At 62.5% G+C, this 16,779-nt stretch carries 13 protein-coding genes and 2 tRNA genes; 11 read left to right on the top strand and 4 right to left on the bottom strand.

The features are described from left to right. Positions 1–17: 17 nt before the first annotated feature. Positions 18–1,475: an NAD-dependent succinate-semialdehyde dehydrogenase gene (locus tag EB233_RS17295; protein WP_027051390.1), complete on the bottom strand. Its 1,458-nt coding sequence runs from the start codon at positions 1,473–1,475 to the stop codon at positions 18–20. Between the two features lie 215 nt (positions 1,476–1,690). After that, a complete protein-coding gene (locus EB233_RS17290; RefSeq protein ID WP_064988384.1) occupies positions 1,691–2,641 on the bottom strand; it encodes an AEC family transporter in 951 nt (316 codons plus the stop codon). A gap of 146 nt (positions 2,642–2,787) precedes the next feature. Here EB233_RS17290 and EB233_RS17285 point away from each other — a divergent pair, with 146 nt between their 5' ends. From EB233_RS17285 to EB233_RS17240, 10 genes are all read left to right on the top strand, one after another. Then, positions 2,788–5,808 (top strand): caspase family protein, encoded by a 3,021-nt coding sequence (locus tag EB233_RS17285; protein WP_064988383.1) that lies wholly within the window; start codon positions 2,788–2,790, stop codon positions 5,806–5,808. A gap of 99 nt (positions 5,809–5,907) precedes the next feature. Beyond that, positions 5,908–6,456 (top strand): histidine phosphatase family protein, encoded by a 549-nt coding sequence (locus EB233_RS17280; RefSeq protein ID WP_027051387.1) that lies wholly within the window; start codon positions 5,908–5,910, stop codon positions 6,454–6,456. A gap of 207 nt (positions 6,457–6,663) precedes the next feature. Next, positions 6,664–6,737, top strand: a tRNA-Tyr gene (locus EB233_RS17275). A 2-nt stretch (positions 6,738–6,739) separates the two neighbouring features. Beyond that, positions 6,740–6,807: transfer RNA gene (locus EB233_RS17270), tRNA-Met, on the top strand. A gap of 364 nt (positions 6,808–7,171) precedes the next feature. Continuing rightward, positions 7,172–8,314 carry a slipin family protein gene (locus EB233_RS17265; RefSeq protein WP_064988382.1) on the top strand — a complete coding sequence of 381 codons (1,143 nt, stop codon included), beginning with the start codon at positions 7,172–7,174 and terminating at the stop codon, positions 8,312–8,314. Between the two features lie 234 nt (positions 8,315–8,548). Beyond that, a complete protein-coding gene (locus EB233_RS17260; RefSeq protein WP_027029416.1) occupies positions 8,549–8,842 on the top strand; it encodes an acyl carrier protein in 294 nt (97 codons plus the stop codon). A 56-nt stretch (positions 8,843–8,898) separates the two neighbouring features. Further along, positions 8,899–10,089, top strand: a complete 1,191-nt coding sequence (locus EB233_RS17255) for a beta-ketoacyl-ACP synthase (protein ID WP_064988381.1) — start codon at positions 8,899–8,901, stop codon at positions 10,087–10,089. 50 nt (positions 10,090–10,139) lie between these two features. Then, positions 10,140–11,417 carry a beta-ketoacyl-ACP synthase gene (locus EB233_RS17250; RefSeq protein WP_064988380.1) on the top strand — a complete coding sequence of 426 codons (1,278 nt, stop codon included), beginning with the start codon at positions 10,140–10,142 and terminating at the stop codon, positions 11,415–11,417. Positions 11,418–11,533: 116 nt separating this feature from the next. Then, positions 11,534–12,562, top strand: coding sequence for a zinc-binding dehydrogenase (locus EB233_RS17245; protein ID WP_064988379.1), 1,029 nt, complete (start codon positions 11,534–11,536; stop codon positions 12,560–12,562). 13 nt (positions 12,563–12,575) lie between these two features. Beyond that, positions 12,576–13,553 carry a lipid A biosynthesis lauroyl acyltransferase gene (locus tag EB233_RS17240; RefSeq protein WP_064988815.1) on the top strand — a complete coding sequence of 326 codons (978 nt, stop codon included), beginning with the start codon at positions 12,576–12,578 and terminating at the stop codon, positions 13,551–13,553. A 221-nt stretch (positions 13,554–13,774) separates the two neighbouring features. Here the strand turns inward: EB233_RS17240 and EB233_RS17235 are convergent, their stop codons facing one another. Then, complete coding sequence (locus tag EB233_RS17235) at positions 13,775–14,617, bottom strand: hypothetical protein (RefSeq protein ID WP_064988378.1); 843 nt, start codon at positions 14,615–14,617, stop codon at positions 13,775–13,777. 183 nt (positions 14,618–14,800) lie between these two features. Next, complete coding sequence (locus tag EB233_RS17230; RefSeq protein WP_027051380.1) at positions 14,801–15,232, bottom strand: L,D-transpeptidase; 432 nt, start codon at positions 15,230–15,232, stop codon at positions 14,801–14,803. A 221-nt stretch (positions 15,233–15,453) separates the two neighbouring features. Between EB233_RS17230 and EB233_RS17225 the strand changes: the two genes are divergently transcribed. Further along, a complete protein-coding gene (locus EB233_RS17225; RefSeq protein ID WP_064988377.1) occupies positions 15,454–16,731 on the top strand; it encodes an acetylornithine deacetylase/succinyl-diaminopimelate desuccinylase family protein in 1,278 nt (425 codons plus the stop codon). Positions 16,732–16,779: the final 48 nt, after the last annotated feature.

The raw sequence follows: 16,779 nt of genomic DNA, 5'->3' as shown, positions 1-16,779 counted from the left end.
GTCTCAGGGACAGTGTATCAGAGGCCGAGGCCGCCGATGCACACATATTTGGTGTCGAGATAATCCTCGATGCCCTGATGCCCGCCTTCCTTGCCCAGGCCCGATTCCTTAACGCCGCCGAACGGCGCTTCGGGCGTGGTGATGAGGCCTTCATTGACGCCGACCATGCCGTATTTCAGCCCTTCCATGATGCGGAACGCGCGGCCGAGATCGCCAGTATAAAAATAGGCGGCGAGGCCAAATTCGGTATCGTTGGCGAGCGCGATGGCTTCCTCTTCGGTCTCGAACTTGAACACCGGGGCGATCGGGCCAAAGATCTCTTCCTTCATGAAGCGCATCTTGGACGTCGCATTGGCAATGACGGTCGGCTGGAAGAATGAACCGCCGAGCGCATGGCGCTTGCCGCCGGCTACGACCTTGCCACCCTTCGACGTCGCGTCGGCGATGAACTCCTCGACCTTCTCGACAGCCTTCTCGTCGATCAGCGGTCCCTGCTGCACCCCTTCCTCGAGGCCGGAGCCAACCTTCAGCGCGTTGCTGGCGGCGACGAGCTTCTCGACAAACTTGTCGTAGACTCCTGCCTGAACGAGGAAGCGGTTGGTACAGACGCAGGTCTGGCCGGAATTGCGGTACTTGGCGGTGATGGCGCCGGTGACGGCGCGATCGATGTCGGCGTCGTCGAAGACGATGAACGGCGCATTGCCGCCGAGTTCCATCGACACCTTCTTGACCGTGACGGCCGACTTCTGGATCAGCATCTTGCCGATCTCGGTCGAGCCGGTGAAGGTGATCTTCGATATCAGCGGGTTGGCGCAGATCTCATCGCCGATCTCGCTGGCCGAACCGGTCAGGATGTTGACGACACCCTTGGGGAAGCCGACTTCCTCGGCAAGCGCGCCCCAGGCAAGACCCGAATAGGGCGTTTGCGAGGCAGGCTTGACGACCGCGGTGCAGCCGGCGGCGAGTGCTGGGCCGAGCTTGCGGGCCAGCATCGAGGATGGGAAATTCCATGGCGTGATCGCGGCGATGACGCCGACCGGCTCCTTGGTCACCAGAATGCGGCGGTCCGCCCATGGCGACGGCACGACATCGCCATAAGTGCGGCGGCCTTCTTCGGCGAACCAAAGGATGTAGGCCGCGGCCGAGCCGATCTCACCCTTCGATTCGAACAGCGACTTGCCCTGCTCGATGGTCAAGAGTTCGGCCAGCACGTCCTGATTGTCCATCATCGCGTCATGCAGCTTGCGCAAGAGCTTCGAGCGCTCGAGCGCGGTGGTCTTGCGCCAGGTCTTGAAAGCTTCGCTGGCCGCTTCGATGGCGCGGCGCGTCTCGGCCTTGCCCGATTTCGGCACCGTGCCGATCTTGAGGCCGGTGGCCGGGTTGTTGACGTCGACCGTCTGGCCGCTGTCGGCCTGAACCCATTCGCCGTTGATGAGATTGGCCTGCCGCATGAAATGGCTGGTTTTCTGAAGCATGGTCTATCCTCCGTTCGGCGCGCTGACGGGCCGGTCTGTGAATTCTTCGGTGAGCGTGTCCGATGACTTGAGGCCGGCACGCCGGAGCCACTGCTCTTTACCTAGGGCAAGCCCCGCAAGCAATTGCAAGATGGCATATAGGCTTTAGTCCAGCCGAGCGCGAGAAAAATTAACATGTAAATTAATCTTTGGGCCGAACCTGCCCCAGGCCGGACCTACCCAAAGACATGGACCACCACCGTCAGCCAGAAGGCGGTGGTGATGGCGGCGCAGGCCGTGGCGATGGTCATCTGGTTCGATGCTAGCGCCTGGCCGGTGTTGAACTGCACGGCGATGAGATAAGAATTGATGCCGGATGGCAGCGCCGCCACCACGACCGCCACCTTGGCGGTCATCGGCGGCAGGCCGAGCAACCAGACGAAGGCGAGAACCAGCGCCGGCATCAGGAACAGCTTCAGCGCCGAAAGCGCCAGCGCCGGCCGCACATTCCCCGATATCCCGAAGCGGCGCAGGCTGAGCCCCATGGCAAACAGCGCCACCGGCCCTGCCGTCTCGGCAAGCGCATCGACCAGCCGCATGACGAGGCCCGGCAGCGGCACGCCGCTGAGCCGCCACGCCAACCCCAGCAGAATGCCGATGATCAGCGGGTTGAGGAACAGCCGCCGCAGGAAACCGCGCAGCACCCGCAGTGGATGCACCTGCTCACCACCGCTCCGGCCGAACATCTCGAACAGCACGATCGAGGCCATCATCATAATTGGCAGATGCACGGAGACGAGCAGCGACAGCACTTCGAAGCCGCTCGGGCCGAATACGCCCAAAATGAAGGGAGCGCCGAGCAACACGACATTGGAATAGGCCGACGAGACACCGCCGACGACACCGGCGCGTGCGTCGCGCCCGAAGACCCGCGTGGTGACGACATGGCCGGCGGCCCAGGTGATCGCCACCGCCGTGAAATACGCCCCCCACAGCGGCCAAGGCGCCACGCCGTGGAAGTCGGAGTTCACCATCGTCTGGAACAATAGCAGCGGCATCGCCACCGAAACCGCGAAGTCCGATATCCCCTCGCCACTCGCCGGCTTCAAATAACCCGTGAGTCCGGCGAGATAGCCGAGCCCGACAAGACTGAAGACAAACAGGACCGTTTCTGTGAGCGGAGACATTTTTCAGGGATAGGCGAGCCCAGATTGCAGTGCAATCGCCGAGCTCTTCAAACGCACTCGCGCAGTTGAACAGTCGCCTGAATTTGATCACGGTCACGTGACAGGGCTATAGAGCTTGGGATCATCAGCGCGGACAGAAGCGGCAAATGGATTTTGTCGAAGCTTCGAGACAGTATATTTTCAGACAGGCGTGGCTCGTCGCTCTCATCGCCGCGCTGTTTTGTCTTGCCGCAACCGCGCTTGCACTTGCCGAGACGAAAAGTCTCAAGGGCGTGGCGCTGATCATCGGCCAGTCAAATTACCTGCATATCGCCGCCCTGCCCAATCCGGCCAACGACGCGCGCGACATGGCCAAGATGCTGACAGACCTCGGCTTCGACGCCCGCAACGTCACCGATCGCGATGCCGCCAAGCTGAAGCGCGACCTCGAACGTTTCGTCGAGGATGCCGAGGGCGCCGACGTCGCCTTCATCTATTACTCCGGCCATGGCATCGAAGCCGGCGGCGAGAACTATCTGGTTCCCGTCGATGCCGATGTCTCGTCGCTCAAGGACGCGGGCCAGGCCCTGGTGCCGATGTCCTCCGTCATGGACGAGTTGAAGAAGACAGTTCCGGTGACGATCATGCTGCTCGATGCCTGCCGTACCAATCCGTTCCCGCCGGATGCCGTGGTGCGGCGCGCTCCGACCGCCTCGGCCGAACCGATCGGCGCCGGCGGCCTGGAACCTGTGCGTGGCGCCAAGGCACTTGGCAACACACCGGCGACCGACGCGAGCCTGGGCTCGGTGGTCGGCTTCGCCGCCGAACCGGGGCGCCCGGCACTGGATGGCGCGGCCGGTGAAAACAGCCCGTACGCCGCCGCGCTGCTGCGCCACCTAGCGGCCATGAAAGGCACGGAGTTCGGCTTGGTGATGCGCATGGTGACCGAAGAGGTCTATCTCGACACCAAGGCCAGGCAGCGCCCCTGGGTCAATGAAAGCTTGCGCCGGCTGCTTTATTTCGGCGTGGCACCGCCGGAGCCGACCGGCGACGACGGCTTGATCACCGGCGAGAGGCGGCAATTGCTGCTGACGATCTCCGACCTGCCTGATCCCCAGCGGGCGCAGGTGGAAATGGCCTCGCTGCAGGATGGCGTGCCGCTCGACGCGCTCTATGGCGTGCTGAGAGCCCTCGGCACGGACAAGATCCCCGAAGACCCGACCGACTTGCAAAAGGTGCTCGACGCCCAGGCCGAACGCCTGAAGAAGATGATGTCGGAGCGTGCGGCGCTGCGCACCGACGACCCCGAAATCAAGCGCCTCGTCGCATCCGCCGACAAGGCTATCGGCCAGGGCGCCATGGTGGCGGCGCGTAAATTCCTCGACGATGCGGTTGGCAGGGTCGAGCAGAACAGCGGTGCCGTTGACGAGACCGAGGAGTTGGTCAGGCAGAAGCGCATCGCCGACGCCGCCATCTATGCCAAGCGCGCCGATGCCGCCGCACTGGTCTTCGACTATAAATCCGCGGCCAACGATTACGCCAAGGCATTCTCGTTGGTCGAGAAATGGGACGACAAGCTGCGCTGGAACTACAAGAACCAGGAAGCCGAGGCGCTCAACTCCTACGGCTACGCCACCGGTGATCTGGATGCGCTCCAGCACGCGATCGAAGCCTATCGCGTCATCCTGAATTTCATCCCCAATGGCGAGCAGAACCGGGATTGGGCCATCACCCGCAACAACATGGCGGTGGTGCTGCAGACTATCGGCGAGCGCGAGACCGAAACCGCGCATCTCGAAGAGGCAGCCCGGATTTTCAGCGATTCGCTCCTCGTCTTCGAACGCGAGAAGGACGACCGCAACTGGGCGGCAGCGCAGAACAACCTGGCCAACGTGCTCTTGAAGATCGGCGAACGAGAGAGCGACCCGAAACGGCTCAACGACGCGGTGGCGGCGATGCGTGCCACATTGGAAAAGCGCCCGCGCGACAAGCTGCCGCTCGACTGGGCCGCCTCGCAGAACAATCTCGGCCTGGCGCTCTATGCCCTTTCCCAGCGCGACCCCGCCGGCGAGCACCTGAAGGACGCGGAAGCCGCCTACCGGCTGGCGCTGGAGGAATACACGCGCGAGAAAGCGCCCGTGGAATGGGCGATGGTCGAGAACAATCTCGGCAACACGCTGGTCACGCTAGGTATCCAGCTCAACGACAAGGCCAAGATCAACGAGGCTGCCGACGCTTTCCGCGCCGCGCTGAAAGTGCGAACCCGCGAGACCTTCCCGGTCTCGTGGGCGACCAGCCGGCTCAACCTCGGCAACGCGCTGAGCGGTGTTGCCCGCTTCGACATGGGCACGGGCACGCTCGAAGAGGCAGTCACGGCCTATGACGATGCGCTGACGGTGTTTACCCGGCAGCGCTTCCCGATGGATTGGGCGTCCGCGCAAAACAATCTCGGCTCGATCTATCAGACGCTCGGCCAGCGGACCCGTGACGCGGCCAAGCTGGAACAGTCGGCCGCGGCCTTCCAGGCGGCCCGACAGGTCTATGTCAGGCGGAAATTCCCGCAGGATTGGGCGATGAGCTACTACAATCTCGGCAACACACTGCAGCTGCTTGGTGGCGTGACGGACAAGCCTGAGCGGTACAGCGAGGCAGTCAATGCTTACGGCAATGCGTTGCGCGAGTACAAGCGCGAGACCAATCCGCGGCAATGGGCGCTGGCCCAGGCCGGTCTCGGGTCCACGCTGCACTGGCTGAGCATGAGCAATGCCGATCCGAAAACCTTACAAGCGTCGATCGCGGCGCGGCGGGCCGCCCTCGAGGTGCTAACCTTGGAAACCGCGCCCATAGATTGGGCCAATGCCCAGAACGGCATCGGCATGAGCCTGCTCAACCTCGGCAACATCGAAAGGACAGGCAAATATCTCGACGAGGCCGAGGCGGCTTTCACGGCGACGCTGAAAGTGTTCACCAGGGAAAGCCAACCCATGCAGTGGGCCTTCGAACAGAACAATCTTGGCGACATCCACTGGAACCGCGCCAGCTATGGCGGCGGCAAGGCCGAATATCTCAAGGCCATCGAATTCTTCGAGAACGCCAAGCAGGGCTTTGCCGAAGCCGGCTACACCATTCCCATCCCGCTTACCGACCAGAAGATCGATCTGGTAAAAAAACAAATCGCCAAAAAGTGAGGCTGGGACTTCCGCAACGCCCGCTTGTCTTTGTGCCGGCATTCCGATCCCTATATGCGAATGACCGGAACCCGATGTCGGGCTCCTGGAAGGACTGCGATGATCCGATTTGCCCTGGCCTTGCTTCTGCTCGTCGTTCCCGCCGCGGCCCATGCCACGGATGCCGGATGGGCGCTGCTGCGCGATGGCGGGCATGTCGTACTGCTGCGTCATGCCATGGTCACCGGCAACACCGATCCGGCCAATTTTGATATCGACAGCTGTGCCACCCAGATCAATCTCTCGGCGCGCGGCAAGCAGCAGGCGAGCAAGATCGGCGCCTTGTTTGCCGCTCGAGCCGCCCCCATCGAACGCGTCCTGTCCAGCCGCTACTGCCGTTGCCTCGACACCGCGCGCATCGCCTTCGAGGCCGAGCCGGAGCTGTTTGCACCGCTCGATCTCTTGAAGGGCGACGATGCGCAGAAGGCCGCGCAGATCGCCGCCATCATGAAGGAAATCCGCGCCTATTCCGGCTCAGACAATCTGGTCATGGTTACCCATCTGGAAGATATCGTGGCGCTGACCGGCGTATCGCCGCGCGAGGGCGAGGCGGTGGTCGTCGAGCCACAAGGCGACAGCCTGCGCGTGCTCGGCCGCGTCACTTTCTGACCAACCTGGCACTGTTGCCGAAATGCCACCGCCGAAAGAAGCCGCGAATCCGCCACGACAATGCCGCTTGCGACAACCCGTCGCAGGGGCTATAGGCGCGCTCCCGGTCACGAAAACCGAAGCGAGCACAACGGTTGGAGCTTTCGCCTCCGCCCGTGCAGGCGGCTTTGCCGCCCTGTATACGGCGCCGCTTCGGGGGTTGGGATCGCGGATGTAGCTCAACTGGGAGAGCGCCGGATATAATCCGCAGGTTGTGGGTTCGAGTCCCGTCGTCTGCACCACGGATAGCTCAGTTGGGAGAGCATCAGACTCATAATCTGACTGTCGAAGGTTCGAGTCCTTCTCCATTGGCCTGTTAAGCCAGCACCCTGCCACGGTGTTATCTGAAAACGGTCCGGGGACCGGAATGCTGAAGACCTGACGGACGGCACAAGCCCTCGGGCGACGGCCGGCTCGACAGATCTGACGCCATCGGCTCGCGGCCAGGCACGCGGTGATGATCAAGGCGCAGTGTCGCCGGCAAGGGAGGCTTTGGCCTCCAGCGCCCGCGTCCCTGCCCCGCGATCCGCTCCCGAAGGCCCGCCGCGATTTGATGCCACCGGTCCCCGGATCATTCGTGCCGGGACCGAGAAGACGATTGGAAACGAGAAACGAAGGGAAGATCGACGCATGACGTGACGCCTCGCATGGGGCCATGCCCGACAGGAGTAAGACAATGACTATTCTCGATCAGGTTCTTGGACGCGAGCGCGTCCTCGTAAAGGAAAACGAACGTGCCCTCACCCTCTACAAGGGGGAGATCCAGGCTGTCCTGCTGCCGGGCGAGCATTGGCTCGCCAACCGGGGCGGAAGCCTGGAAGTGTCGCGGCACGATCTGAAGAACCAGGAATTCGTTTCGGCATACGAGAAGGCGTTGTTCGACAAGCTCCCGGATGTGGCCGCGCGTCATTTCACCGTCGTTCGCACCGGACGCACGGATGTCGCCGTTATCGAGCATGACGGCAATCTGCATGCCGTGCTGGCCCCGGACCGCAAGCTTGTGCTGTGGACGGATGCCGGTCCGTGGAAGGTGACACTGGTCGACACGTCGGTCGATCTCGCCATCGACCCGGCGCTCATGCGCCGGCTTGGCCAGGCCCGGAAGGCGGAACTGATGTCCGTCCACCCGATCGTCGATGGTCAGGCCGGACTGCTGTTCGTCGACGGTGTGCTGGTGCGCACGCTCGCCGCCGGCGTGCATGCGTTCTGGAGCGTCGGGCGCATGGTGCAGGTGAAGGTCGTCGACCTCAAGCGCCAGTCGCTTGATGTCGCCGGGCAGGAAGTGCTGACCAAGGATCGGGTGACGATCCGCGTCAACATCGCAGCCGAATACCGGGTCGTCGACCCGGTCAAGGCGGTGAGCGCTGTGAAGGACTTCTCCGAAGCCCTCTACCGCGCCCTCCAGTACGCCTTCCGCAAGACGCTGGGCGCACTGACGCTCGACCAGATCCTTGAAAAGAAGGTGACGGTCGATGAGGAAGCCGCGGCCAAGGTCCGTGCCGACATGGCCGGGATCGGTGTCGAGGTCAGCGATATCGCGCTCAAGGATGTCATCCTGCCGGGCGAGATGCGCGAGATCCTCAACCAGGTGGTGTCGGCCGAAAAGCAGGCCGAGGCCAACGTCATCCGCCGCCGCGAGGAGACGAACGCCACGCGTTCGCTCCTCAACACGGCCAAGGTAATGGCGGAGAACCCGGTGATGCTGCGGTTGAAGGAGCTCGAGGCTCTGGAAACCATCGCCGGCAAGGTCGAGCGGCTGACCGTCCACAACGGAACGGGTGGACTGTTGAACGACCTGGTCAAGCTCCGCGACAGCTGATGTACGTCGCCCAAAAGTGGTTCCGGTTTTGGGACAACGACATGCATCGAGAAAAATGGCTGACGTAACGTAATGGGAAGGGCCGCCGGGTTGACCGGCGGCCCTTCTTGCGTTTCTTGGGGCGGCTTCCCATCTGCGCCCGGCTTATCAGGCCTTTTCCTGCCGGGAAAAACCGATTAGACAGCGCCCAAACAAGATGCGGACAGATTCCGCCCGCAAAGAAGGAAAAGCCCCTTGTCTACCACGAACTCCACCACGTTCGACAAAGTCGCCAAGATCATTGCCGACACCAGCGAGATCGACATCGACACGATTACACCCGAGAGCCACACGATCGACGATCTGGGCATCGACAGCCTCGATTTCCTCGACATCGTCTTCGCTATCGACAAGGAATTCGGCATCAAGGTGCCGCTGGAAAAGTGGACCCAGGAAGTCAATGACGGCAAGGCTTCGACCGACGATTACTTCGTCATGAAGAACCTCTGCGCCAAGATCGACGCGCTGGTCGCCGCCAAGACCGCCTGACGTCAGTTGAGCGCGCGACCTTGACGCGCTCTGCCGCCTGACCCACAAAGCCGCCCATGAGCAGCCCCCGCGACGTCGTCATCACTGGTATCGGCCTAGTCTCCTCGCTGGGAGAAGGCCCTGACGCCCACTGGCAGAAACTGGCGCAGCCGGGCCTGCAGCCGGTGCTCGAAGCGGCGCGGTTCGCGCCCTACACCGTCCATCCGCTGCCGGAAATCGACTGGAACCTGCAGATCGCCAAGCGCGGCGACCAGCGGCAGATGGAAACATGGCAGCGGCTCGGCACCTATGTAGCCGGGCTTGCGCTCGACGACGCCGGTATCAAGGGCAATGACGAACTTTGCACGACCATGGACATGGTTGTCGCCGCCGGCGGCGGCGAGCGCGACGAGGCGGTCGATGCCGCCATTCTCGCCGCATCCGAGAGCCGTAACGACCGCGACGTGCTGCTCAATGAGAAGCTGACCACCGAGTTGCGGCCGACCCTGTTTTTGGCGCAGCTTTCCAATCTGCTCGCCGGCAACATCTCCATCGTCCACAAGGTGACGGGCTCGTCGCGCACCTTCATGGGCGAGGAAGGTGCCGGCGTCGCCGCCGTCGAAACGGCCGCCGCGCGCATTCGCTCCGGCCAGTCGACGCACATCCTGGTCGGCGGCGCCTTCCAGACCGAACATTCCGACATGCTGCTCGGTTACGAGCTTGCCGGCTATTTGCATCGCGGCCCCTGGAAACCTGTGTGGCAAAGACAGGGCGCTGAGGGCGGCGGCGTCGTTACTGGATCCGGCGGTGCCTTCCTGGTGCTGGAGCAGCACGAACACGCCATCAGTCGCGGGCGCAAGATTTATGCCGAGCTCGGCCCAGTCGTCTCAGGCCGCGCCAGGCGATCGCGCGGGGAACTCGACACCGAGATCGCCTTGCTGCTCAGCCAGGCGGCGCTGCCAAGCGGCAAGCTGCTGGCGCTTTCGGGCGCCTCGGGCGCGCATGCCGCAACCACCGCCGAGAAGGCTGTGCTCGATGCTAATCCGGCGATTGCCACACGCGGCTTCTCGACGCTGACCGGCCACATGAAGGAAGCACAGTTTCCTTTCGCGGTGGCGCTGGCGGCACTCGCCGTGGAACGCAAGGCCGCTTACCCTGTTTTCGATGCCGCAGCCGAGAAGCCGTTTGAAGGCATTCCCGCAAGTGTCCTTGCAACGGCGATCGGCTATCACCAATTCGAGGGCATGGCGCTGGTCAACGCCGCATAACGCGGCGCTCGCGATCCATGCTGCAACGATAAACGCTCGAGGGCTCCCGGATGGCCAATCTGAACGATCACATGGGCAGGCCAATCGTCGCCGTCACCGGCATCGGCGTGGTCACCTCGCTTGGCGTCGGCAAGACCGACAATTGGGCGGCGTTGACCTCCGGCACGTCGGGCATCCACCCGATCACCCGCTTTCCTATCGATCAACTGAACACCCGCATCTCCGGCATGGTCGATTTCCTGCCGTCGAGTTCGAAAGGTGCCAGCCCGCTTACCTATGAGCTGGCGGAGCTTGCCGGCCTCGAAGCGGTGACCGAAGCCGGCCTTGATTCCAGCGACTTCGGCGGACCGCTTTTCCTCGCATCGCCGCCGGTCGAACTCGACTGGGCCGAGCGCTTCTCGCTCTACAATTCTGACAAGGACAAGGATGACACCGCCGCCGAAAGACTGCTTCGGGTGGCGCGTAGCCTGAAAGAGCTGGATATCTTCGAGACCACCCAGTTCGGTTCGATCGCCGACCGCCTTGCCGACCGTCTTGGCACACGCGGTCTGCCGATCACCCTGTCGACGGCTTGCGCTTCAGGTGCCACCGCGATCCAGCTTGGTGTCGAGGCGATCCGACGCGGCGAATGCGACCGTGCGCTATCGATCGGCGCGGACGGTTCTGCCACCGCCGAGGCATTGATCCGCTTCTCACTGCTTTCGGCACTCTCCACGCACAACGACATTCCCGAAAAGGCATCGAAGCCTTTCTCCAGGGATCGCGACGGCTTCGTATTGGCCGAGGGATCCGGGGCGCTGGTGTTGGAATCGCTTGAGGCGGCATTGGCTCGCGGCGCGACCATTCTCGGCGTCCTTAGCGGTTGCGGCGAGAAGGCCGACGACTTCCATCGCACCCGCTCGAAGCCGGACGCTTCGCCCGCCATCGCCGCGGTTCGCGCCGCCCTCGCCGATGCCGGCCTGAGTGAAGACGAGATCGACTATGTCAACGCCCACGGCACGTCGACCCCCGAAAACGACAAGATGGAACATCTGGCACTGTCGACCGTATTCGGCGAGCGGATCGGCTCGATGCCGGTTTCGTCGAACAAGTCGATGATTGGTCACACGCTGTCGGCGGCGGGTGCCGTCGAGGCGGCGTTCTCGCTGATGACGATGCGCGAAAGCGTCATTCCGCCGACCATCAATTACGACAATCCCGACCCGGCGATCGTGCTCGACGTGGTGCCGAACAAGAAGCGCAATGCGCAGGTTCGCACCGTTCTGTCGAACTCCTTCGGTTTCGGCGGCCAGAACACTTGCCTTGTCATGGCGCGGGAACCGGTCTAAGCGACCTTTTTCAGCCAATGCATGTCGCCCAACAGTGACCTCGGTTTTGCGATAGCGACATGCATAAAACCAAGAACTAGAGCGCGAAGCGCTTTAGAACAGAACCGACAGGCCCAATGCGCGCATTGCAACTTATCGAGGACCGCCGTCTTGAAACGGTGGACCTGCCGCCCCCGCCGCCACCCGCACTCGGCGAAGTCACGCTGCGCATCAAGGCCGTGGCGCTGAACCACATCGACGTCTGGGGCTGGCGCGGCATGGCCTTCGCCAAGCGCAAGCTGCCGCTGGTCGTCGGCGCCGAGGCCTCCGGCGAGGTCGAGGCGGTCGGCCCCGGCGTTTCCAGCCTGCAGCCTGGACAATTGGTGTCGATCTACGGCGCCCGCACCTGCGGCCTTTGCCGGGCCTGCCGCGAAGGCCGCGACAATCTCTGCGAACATGTTTCCGGCGTCCATGGCTTCCATCTCGACGGCTTCGCGCAGGAAAAGATCAACCTGCCGGCGCGCTTGCTGGTCCCCGCCCCGCCCGGCGTGAGCGACATTGGCGCCGCGGTGGCACCTGTCACCTTCGGCACCGTCGAGCACATGCTGTTCGACAATGCCAGGCTGCAGCCCGGCGAAACCATTCTCGTCCATGCCGGCGGCTCCGGCATCGGCTCGGCGGCGATCCAGCTGGCCAAGCGGATGGGCTGCACCATCATCACCACGGTGGGCTCCAACGACAAGATCGACAAGGCCAAGGCGCTCGGCGCCGACCATGTCATCAACTACCGCGACGACCGTTTCGAAGGCGTCGTGCGCAAGCTGACCAAAAAGAAGGGCGTCGACGTCGTCTTCGAACATGTCGGCGCCGACACCTTCGCCGGTTCGATGCTGTGCCTGAAGCGCGGCGGCCGGCTGGTGACCTGCGGCTCGACCTCGGGCGTGTCGACGCAGATCAACCTGATGCAGCTCTTCCAGCAGCAACTGAAGCTGCTCGGCTCCTTCGGCTGCCGCATGGAGAACATGGCGAATGCCATGCAGAAGATGGCGGCGGGACAGGTAGCACCTGTCATCGACACCGAAGTCGGCTTCGACGACATCGGTGCCGCGCTGAAACGCATGGAAGGCCGCGACGTCTTCGGCAAGATCATCCTGCGCGTCGCCTAAGGCTTTGACCTCGGTGCTCAAGAAGTTTCGCCGCGATCTCAAATTTCGCTACGGCAGGCAGCTGCGCCAGCTGAACTACTGGCTGGTTGCCCGCGCGGCGATGATCATCATGTCGATGCTTCGCTTGCTGCCGGCCGACAGCGCGCTGAATTTCGCCGATCGGGTCGCGCGCCTCATTGGTCCCCGGGTCGGCCGCCACCAGGTCGCCGTCGACAATCTGCGCAAGGCCTATCCGGAAAAGAGCGAGGACGAAGTCCAAGCCATCGCCTCCGATATGTGGGGCAACATGGCCCGCCTCGCCGCCGAATACATTTTCCTCGATGCCCTGTTCGACTATGACCCCGCGGCAACCAAGCCTGGCCGCGTCGAGGTCAAGGGCATAGAGCATTTCGTCGAGATCGCCGCTGAAAAACGGCCGCACATCGTCTTCACCGGCCATCTCGGCAATTTCGAACTGCTGCCGGTGGCGGCGGCAACCTTCGGCATGAACATCACCGCGCTGTTTCGCCCGCCCAACAACCCTTACCTGGCCGATTACATCCTCTCGACGCGCCGCTCGACCATGGGATCGCTGCTGCCGTCGATGGCCGGCGCCTCGTTCGCTCTTGCCGGCGTCCTTGAAAACGGCGGCAATATCGGTGTCCTGGTCGACCAGAAATTCTCCAACGGCGTGGATACGACCTTCTTCGGCCGCCCCTGCCAGAGCAACCGCGTGCTCGGCACCCTTGCACGCCACTATGACTGCGACGTCTATCCGGCGCGCTGCATCAGATTGCCGGGCAACCGCTTTCGGCTCGAGATCGAGGACAAGCTGGTCTTGCCGCGCGCCGCCGATGGCAGCGTCGACGTGCCCGCCACCACCCAGATGCTGAACGACGTGGTCGAGCGCTGGGTGCGCGAGGATCCCGGCCAATGGATGTGGTTCCACAAAAGGTGGGAGATCAGCAACTGGCGGCGCAACCGGCGCCGACAGGCAAAGGAAGTCAGCTAAAGCGCGTCGCATGACTCCGTAACGAGGAGCCTTTGGAGCAATTCCAGGAAAAGCGTGCAACGGTTTTCCATCCGGAATTGTATAAAAACAAAGAGTTAGAGCGGCTGGGCGATTCCATCAAACGCTAAACCGCTCTAGACGAAGTAAAGGAAAAAGCCGCGGAGGTTCTCCCCGCGGCTTTTCTACTGCATGTACCTGGCTCTATATCTTCTGGGGGCCGTTCACCCCCCGAACGGCAGGATAATATTCGGCCGATAGGTATCCATCGTGGCGCCGTTGCGGTCTTCGTCCAGCAACGTGTCGGAACCGAAGCTCGCACGCACGCCAATCACATATTTGTGGATGTTCTCGCTTATGCCGCCGGCGGACAGATGATCCAGTTGATAGCGGCCAAACACCGAAAGCGGCGTCCCGGAAAACCGGTACATGGCCTGCAGCGCCCCGGTTACGGTATTGAGATGCTCGCCACCTAGCGAGATCGTGGAATAGCCGAGTTCGCCATCGAAGCGAAGGTTGTCTTGAGCGAAATAGCGCACCACGCCACGACCGCCCCAGGTGTCCAGATGTTCGGACGAACCGCTGGCCCGCAACTGTCCATAGTCAACTTGGCCGTAGAGTGTCACATTGCCGAAATAGGCTTGGGCTTCTGGGCCGACCGTAAAATTGTAGATGTGCTCCCCACTGAAATTGTCGCCGCCATACCCGGTAATCGTGGCGAATCCGCCAAGCGCGTATGAGCTCGGATCGCGCCAGTAGCCGTGAACGGCGCCGCCATATCCGTAAAAATTCTGGCCTTGCACCCAAAGAGAATCGATGAACGCGTCGGTCTGGACGTTCCAGCGGGAGTCGATTGGGAAATTCACGCGACCCGTACCGCCTGCGGTCGTAGCGGACGCATGGTCACCTGGGACGGTCACATACAATCCGCCGAGGTAAGCCTCAACATAACCGGAAATATGCGGCGCGGCGACCTCCTGATCCATGACGATCGGAGCGACGGCGTCGGCCGCGAAAGCCGACGTGGCGGTTGCGGCAATCGCCACACCAAGAATAAATCGATACATCACGCCCCTCATGAGTTTCCCGATGGGTTCTCTATTACCACCACCGGCTGCTCATAGAAATATTAGCTGGACCGAAATAACGCAGCGGCAATTTTTTCCGTGCCAATGCGATATTCCTGCAACGATTGCGGCCGGAAACCGCCAGGAACGCGCCCAGCATCGTGTCGTTTCGGTCTTTGCCACTTAATTGGTGACGACAATGCGCGTGTTGCCGAAGCCCACTTCCCGCACCATCGAATAGAAGGTTGCGGCATTGGCCGTGTGCAGCCGCACGCAGCCATGCGACGCTGGACGACCGAGTTGCCTGACAGCGCCGGTTCCGTGGATGGCATAGCCGCCATGGAAGAATACGGAATAAGGCATCGGCGACATATGATACTTTTTCGAATACCACATCCGGGCGGTCCGCTGCGGCCGGTAGGTGCCGCGTGGCGTGAAATAACCGGGCCGTGCGGTGGACACGGTCCACCGGTAAACCTGCAGGCCATATCTGACCGTCATCGTTTGCGACGACACGTCGATATTCGCTTCCAACATGGCCGCGTGGCTTGCGGCCGGCGCACCAAACAGCGCGGTCATCAGCATCGCTGCTGCGACAAGAAAAGACTTCTTCATGCGACCAAACCCCTTTGATTGCCCTTATCCGTCTGCCCTCACGATGTTTTTCATCTTTTTAACGGCAGGTGAACGGGATAGCACACACTCCTTGATCAATTCGCCAATTCGAAGCAGCGAATTTGAACGATTTCCCGCGATAGTTGCCGCAGCGACACGTCGCACGGACCTGATCGCCGGCGGGCTTGCAATGCATCACCAATCGCTGCTCAACTCTGCCAATGAATGAAAGACTCCTGCGAGCAATCGATGACAGGCGCAACGATGTCGTCGCGCTGACCGCCGACCTGATCCGCTTTCCGACCATAAATCCGCCCGGCGAAGCCTACCGTCCATGCGCCGAATATCTTGGCGCGCGGCTGAGGAAGCGTGGTTTCGAAACCGAATTCATCCGCGCCGAAGGCGCGCCGGGCGACACCGATCGCTACCCGCGCGTCAATGTCGTGGCCCGTTTCGACGGTCGCTCGCCCGGCGCCTGCGTCCACTTCAATTCGCATATAGACGTGGTCGAGGCCGGCGACGGCTGGACCGTCGATCCCTTTGCCGGCATCATCAAGGACGGCAGGGTCTATGGACGCGGCGCCTGCGACATGAAGGGCGGCCTGGCTGCGTCGATCATCGCCGCCGAAGCGTTCATGGACGTCTATCCCGATTTTCCCGGGGCCATCGAAATATCCGGCACCGTCGACGAAGAGTCCGGCGGCTTCGGCGGCGTCGCCCATCTCGCCAGCCTGGGCTATTTCTCCAAGCCCAGGGTCGACCACGTCATCATTCCCGAGCCGTTGAACAAGGACCGCATCTGCCTTGGCCATCGCGGCGTCTGGTGGGCCGAGATCGAGACCAAGGGCGAGATCGCGCATGGTTCGATGCCGTTTCTCGGCGACAATGCGGTGCGCCATATGGGCGCCGTGCTCAGGGCCTTCGAGGACGAACTGTTCCCCGCGCTCGACCGCAAGATGACGCGCATGCCGGTCGTGCCCGAGGGTGCGAAACGTTCGACCATGAACATCAACTCCATCCATGGCGGCCAGACCGAGGATTTCCGGCCCGGCTTGCCCTCGCCCAACGTGCCCGATTCCTGCCGGCTGACCATCGACCGCCGCTTCCTGCTCGAGGAAGACCTTGCTACGGTGAAGGGCGAAGTGACCGGCATTCTCGAGCGGCTGAAGCGCGAGCGCAAAAAGTTCGATTACGAGATCCGCGACCTGATGGAAGTGCTGCCGTTGATGACCGAGCGCGACGCGCCGGTGGTCAAGGCGGTGGCGCAAGGCATTCACGCGATCTTCGACCGCGAGCCGGACTATGTCATCTCGCCCGGCACCTACGACCAGAAGCACATTGCCCGCATCGGCCATCTCTACAACTGCATCGCCTACGGACCCGGCATTCTCGACCTCGCCCACCGGCCGGACGAATGGGTCGGGATTTCGGACATGGTGGAATCGGCCAAGGTGATGGCGATCGGCCTCAACGTGCTGCTGCGCGGCACGGCCGGATGATCGGCCGACGACGCAAAAACATTTCTCCTGGCGCGGCGCGACAGCACG

Origin of the sequence: Mesorhizobium erdmanii (genome assembly GCF_013170725.1) — a bacterium.
Lineage (GTDB): Bacteria > Pseudomonadota > Alphaproteobacteria > Rhizobiales > Rhizobiaceae > Mesorhizobium > Mesorhizobium erdmanii.
This window is presented reverse-complemented; position numbering and strand designations above follow the sequence as displayed.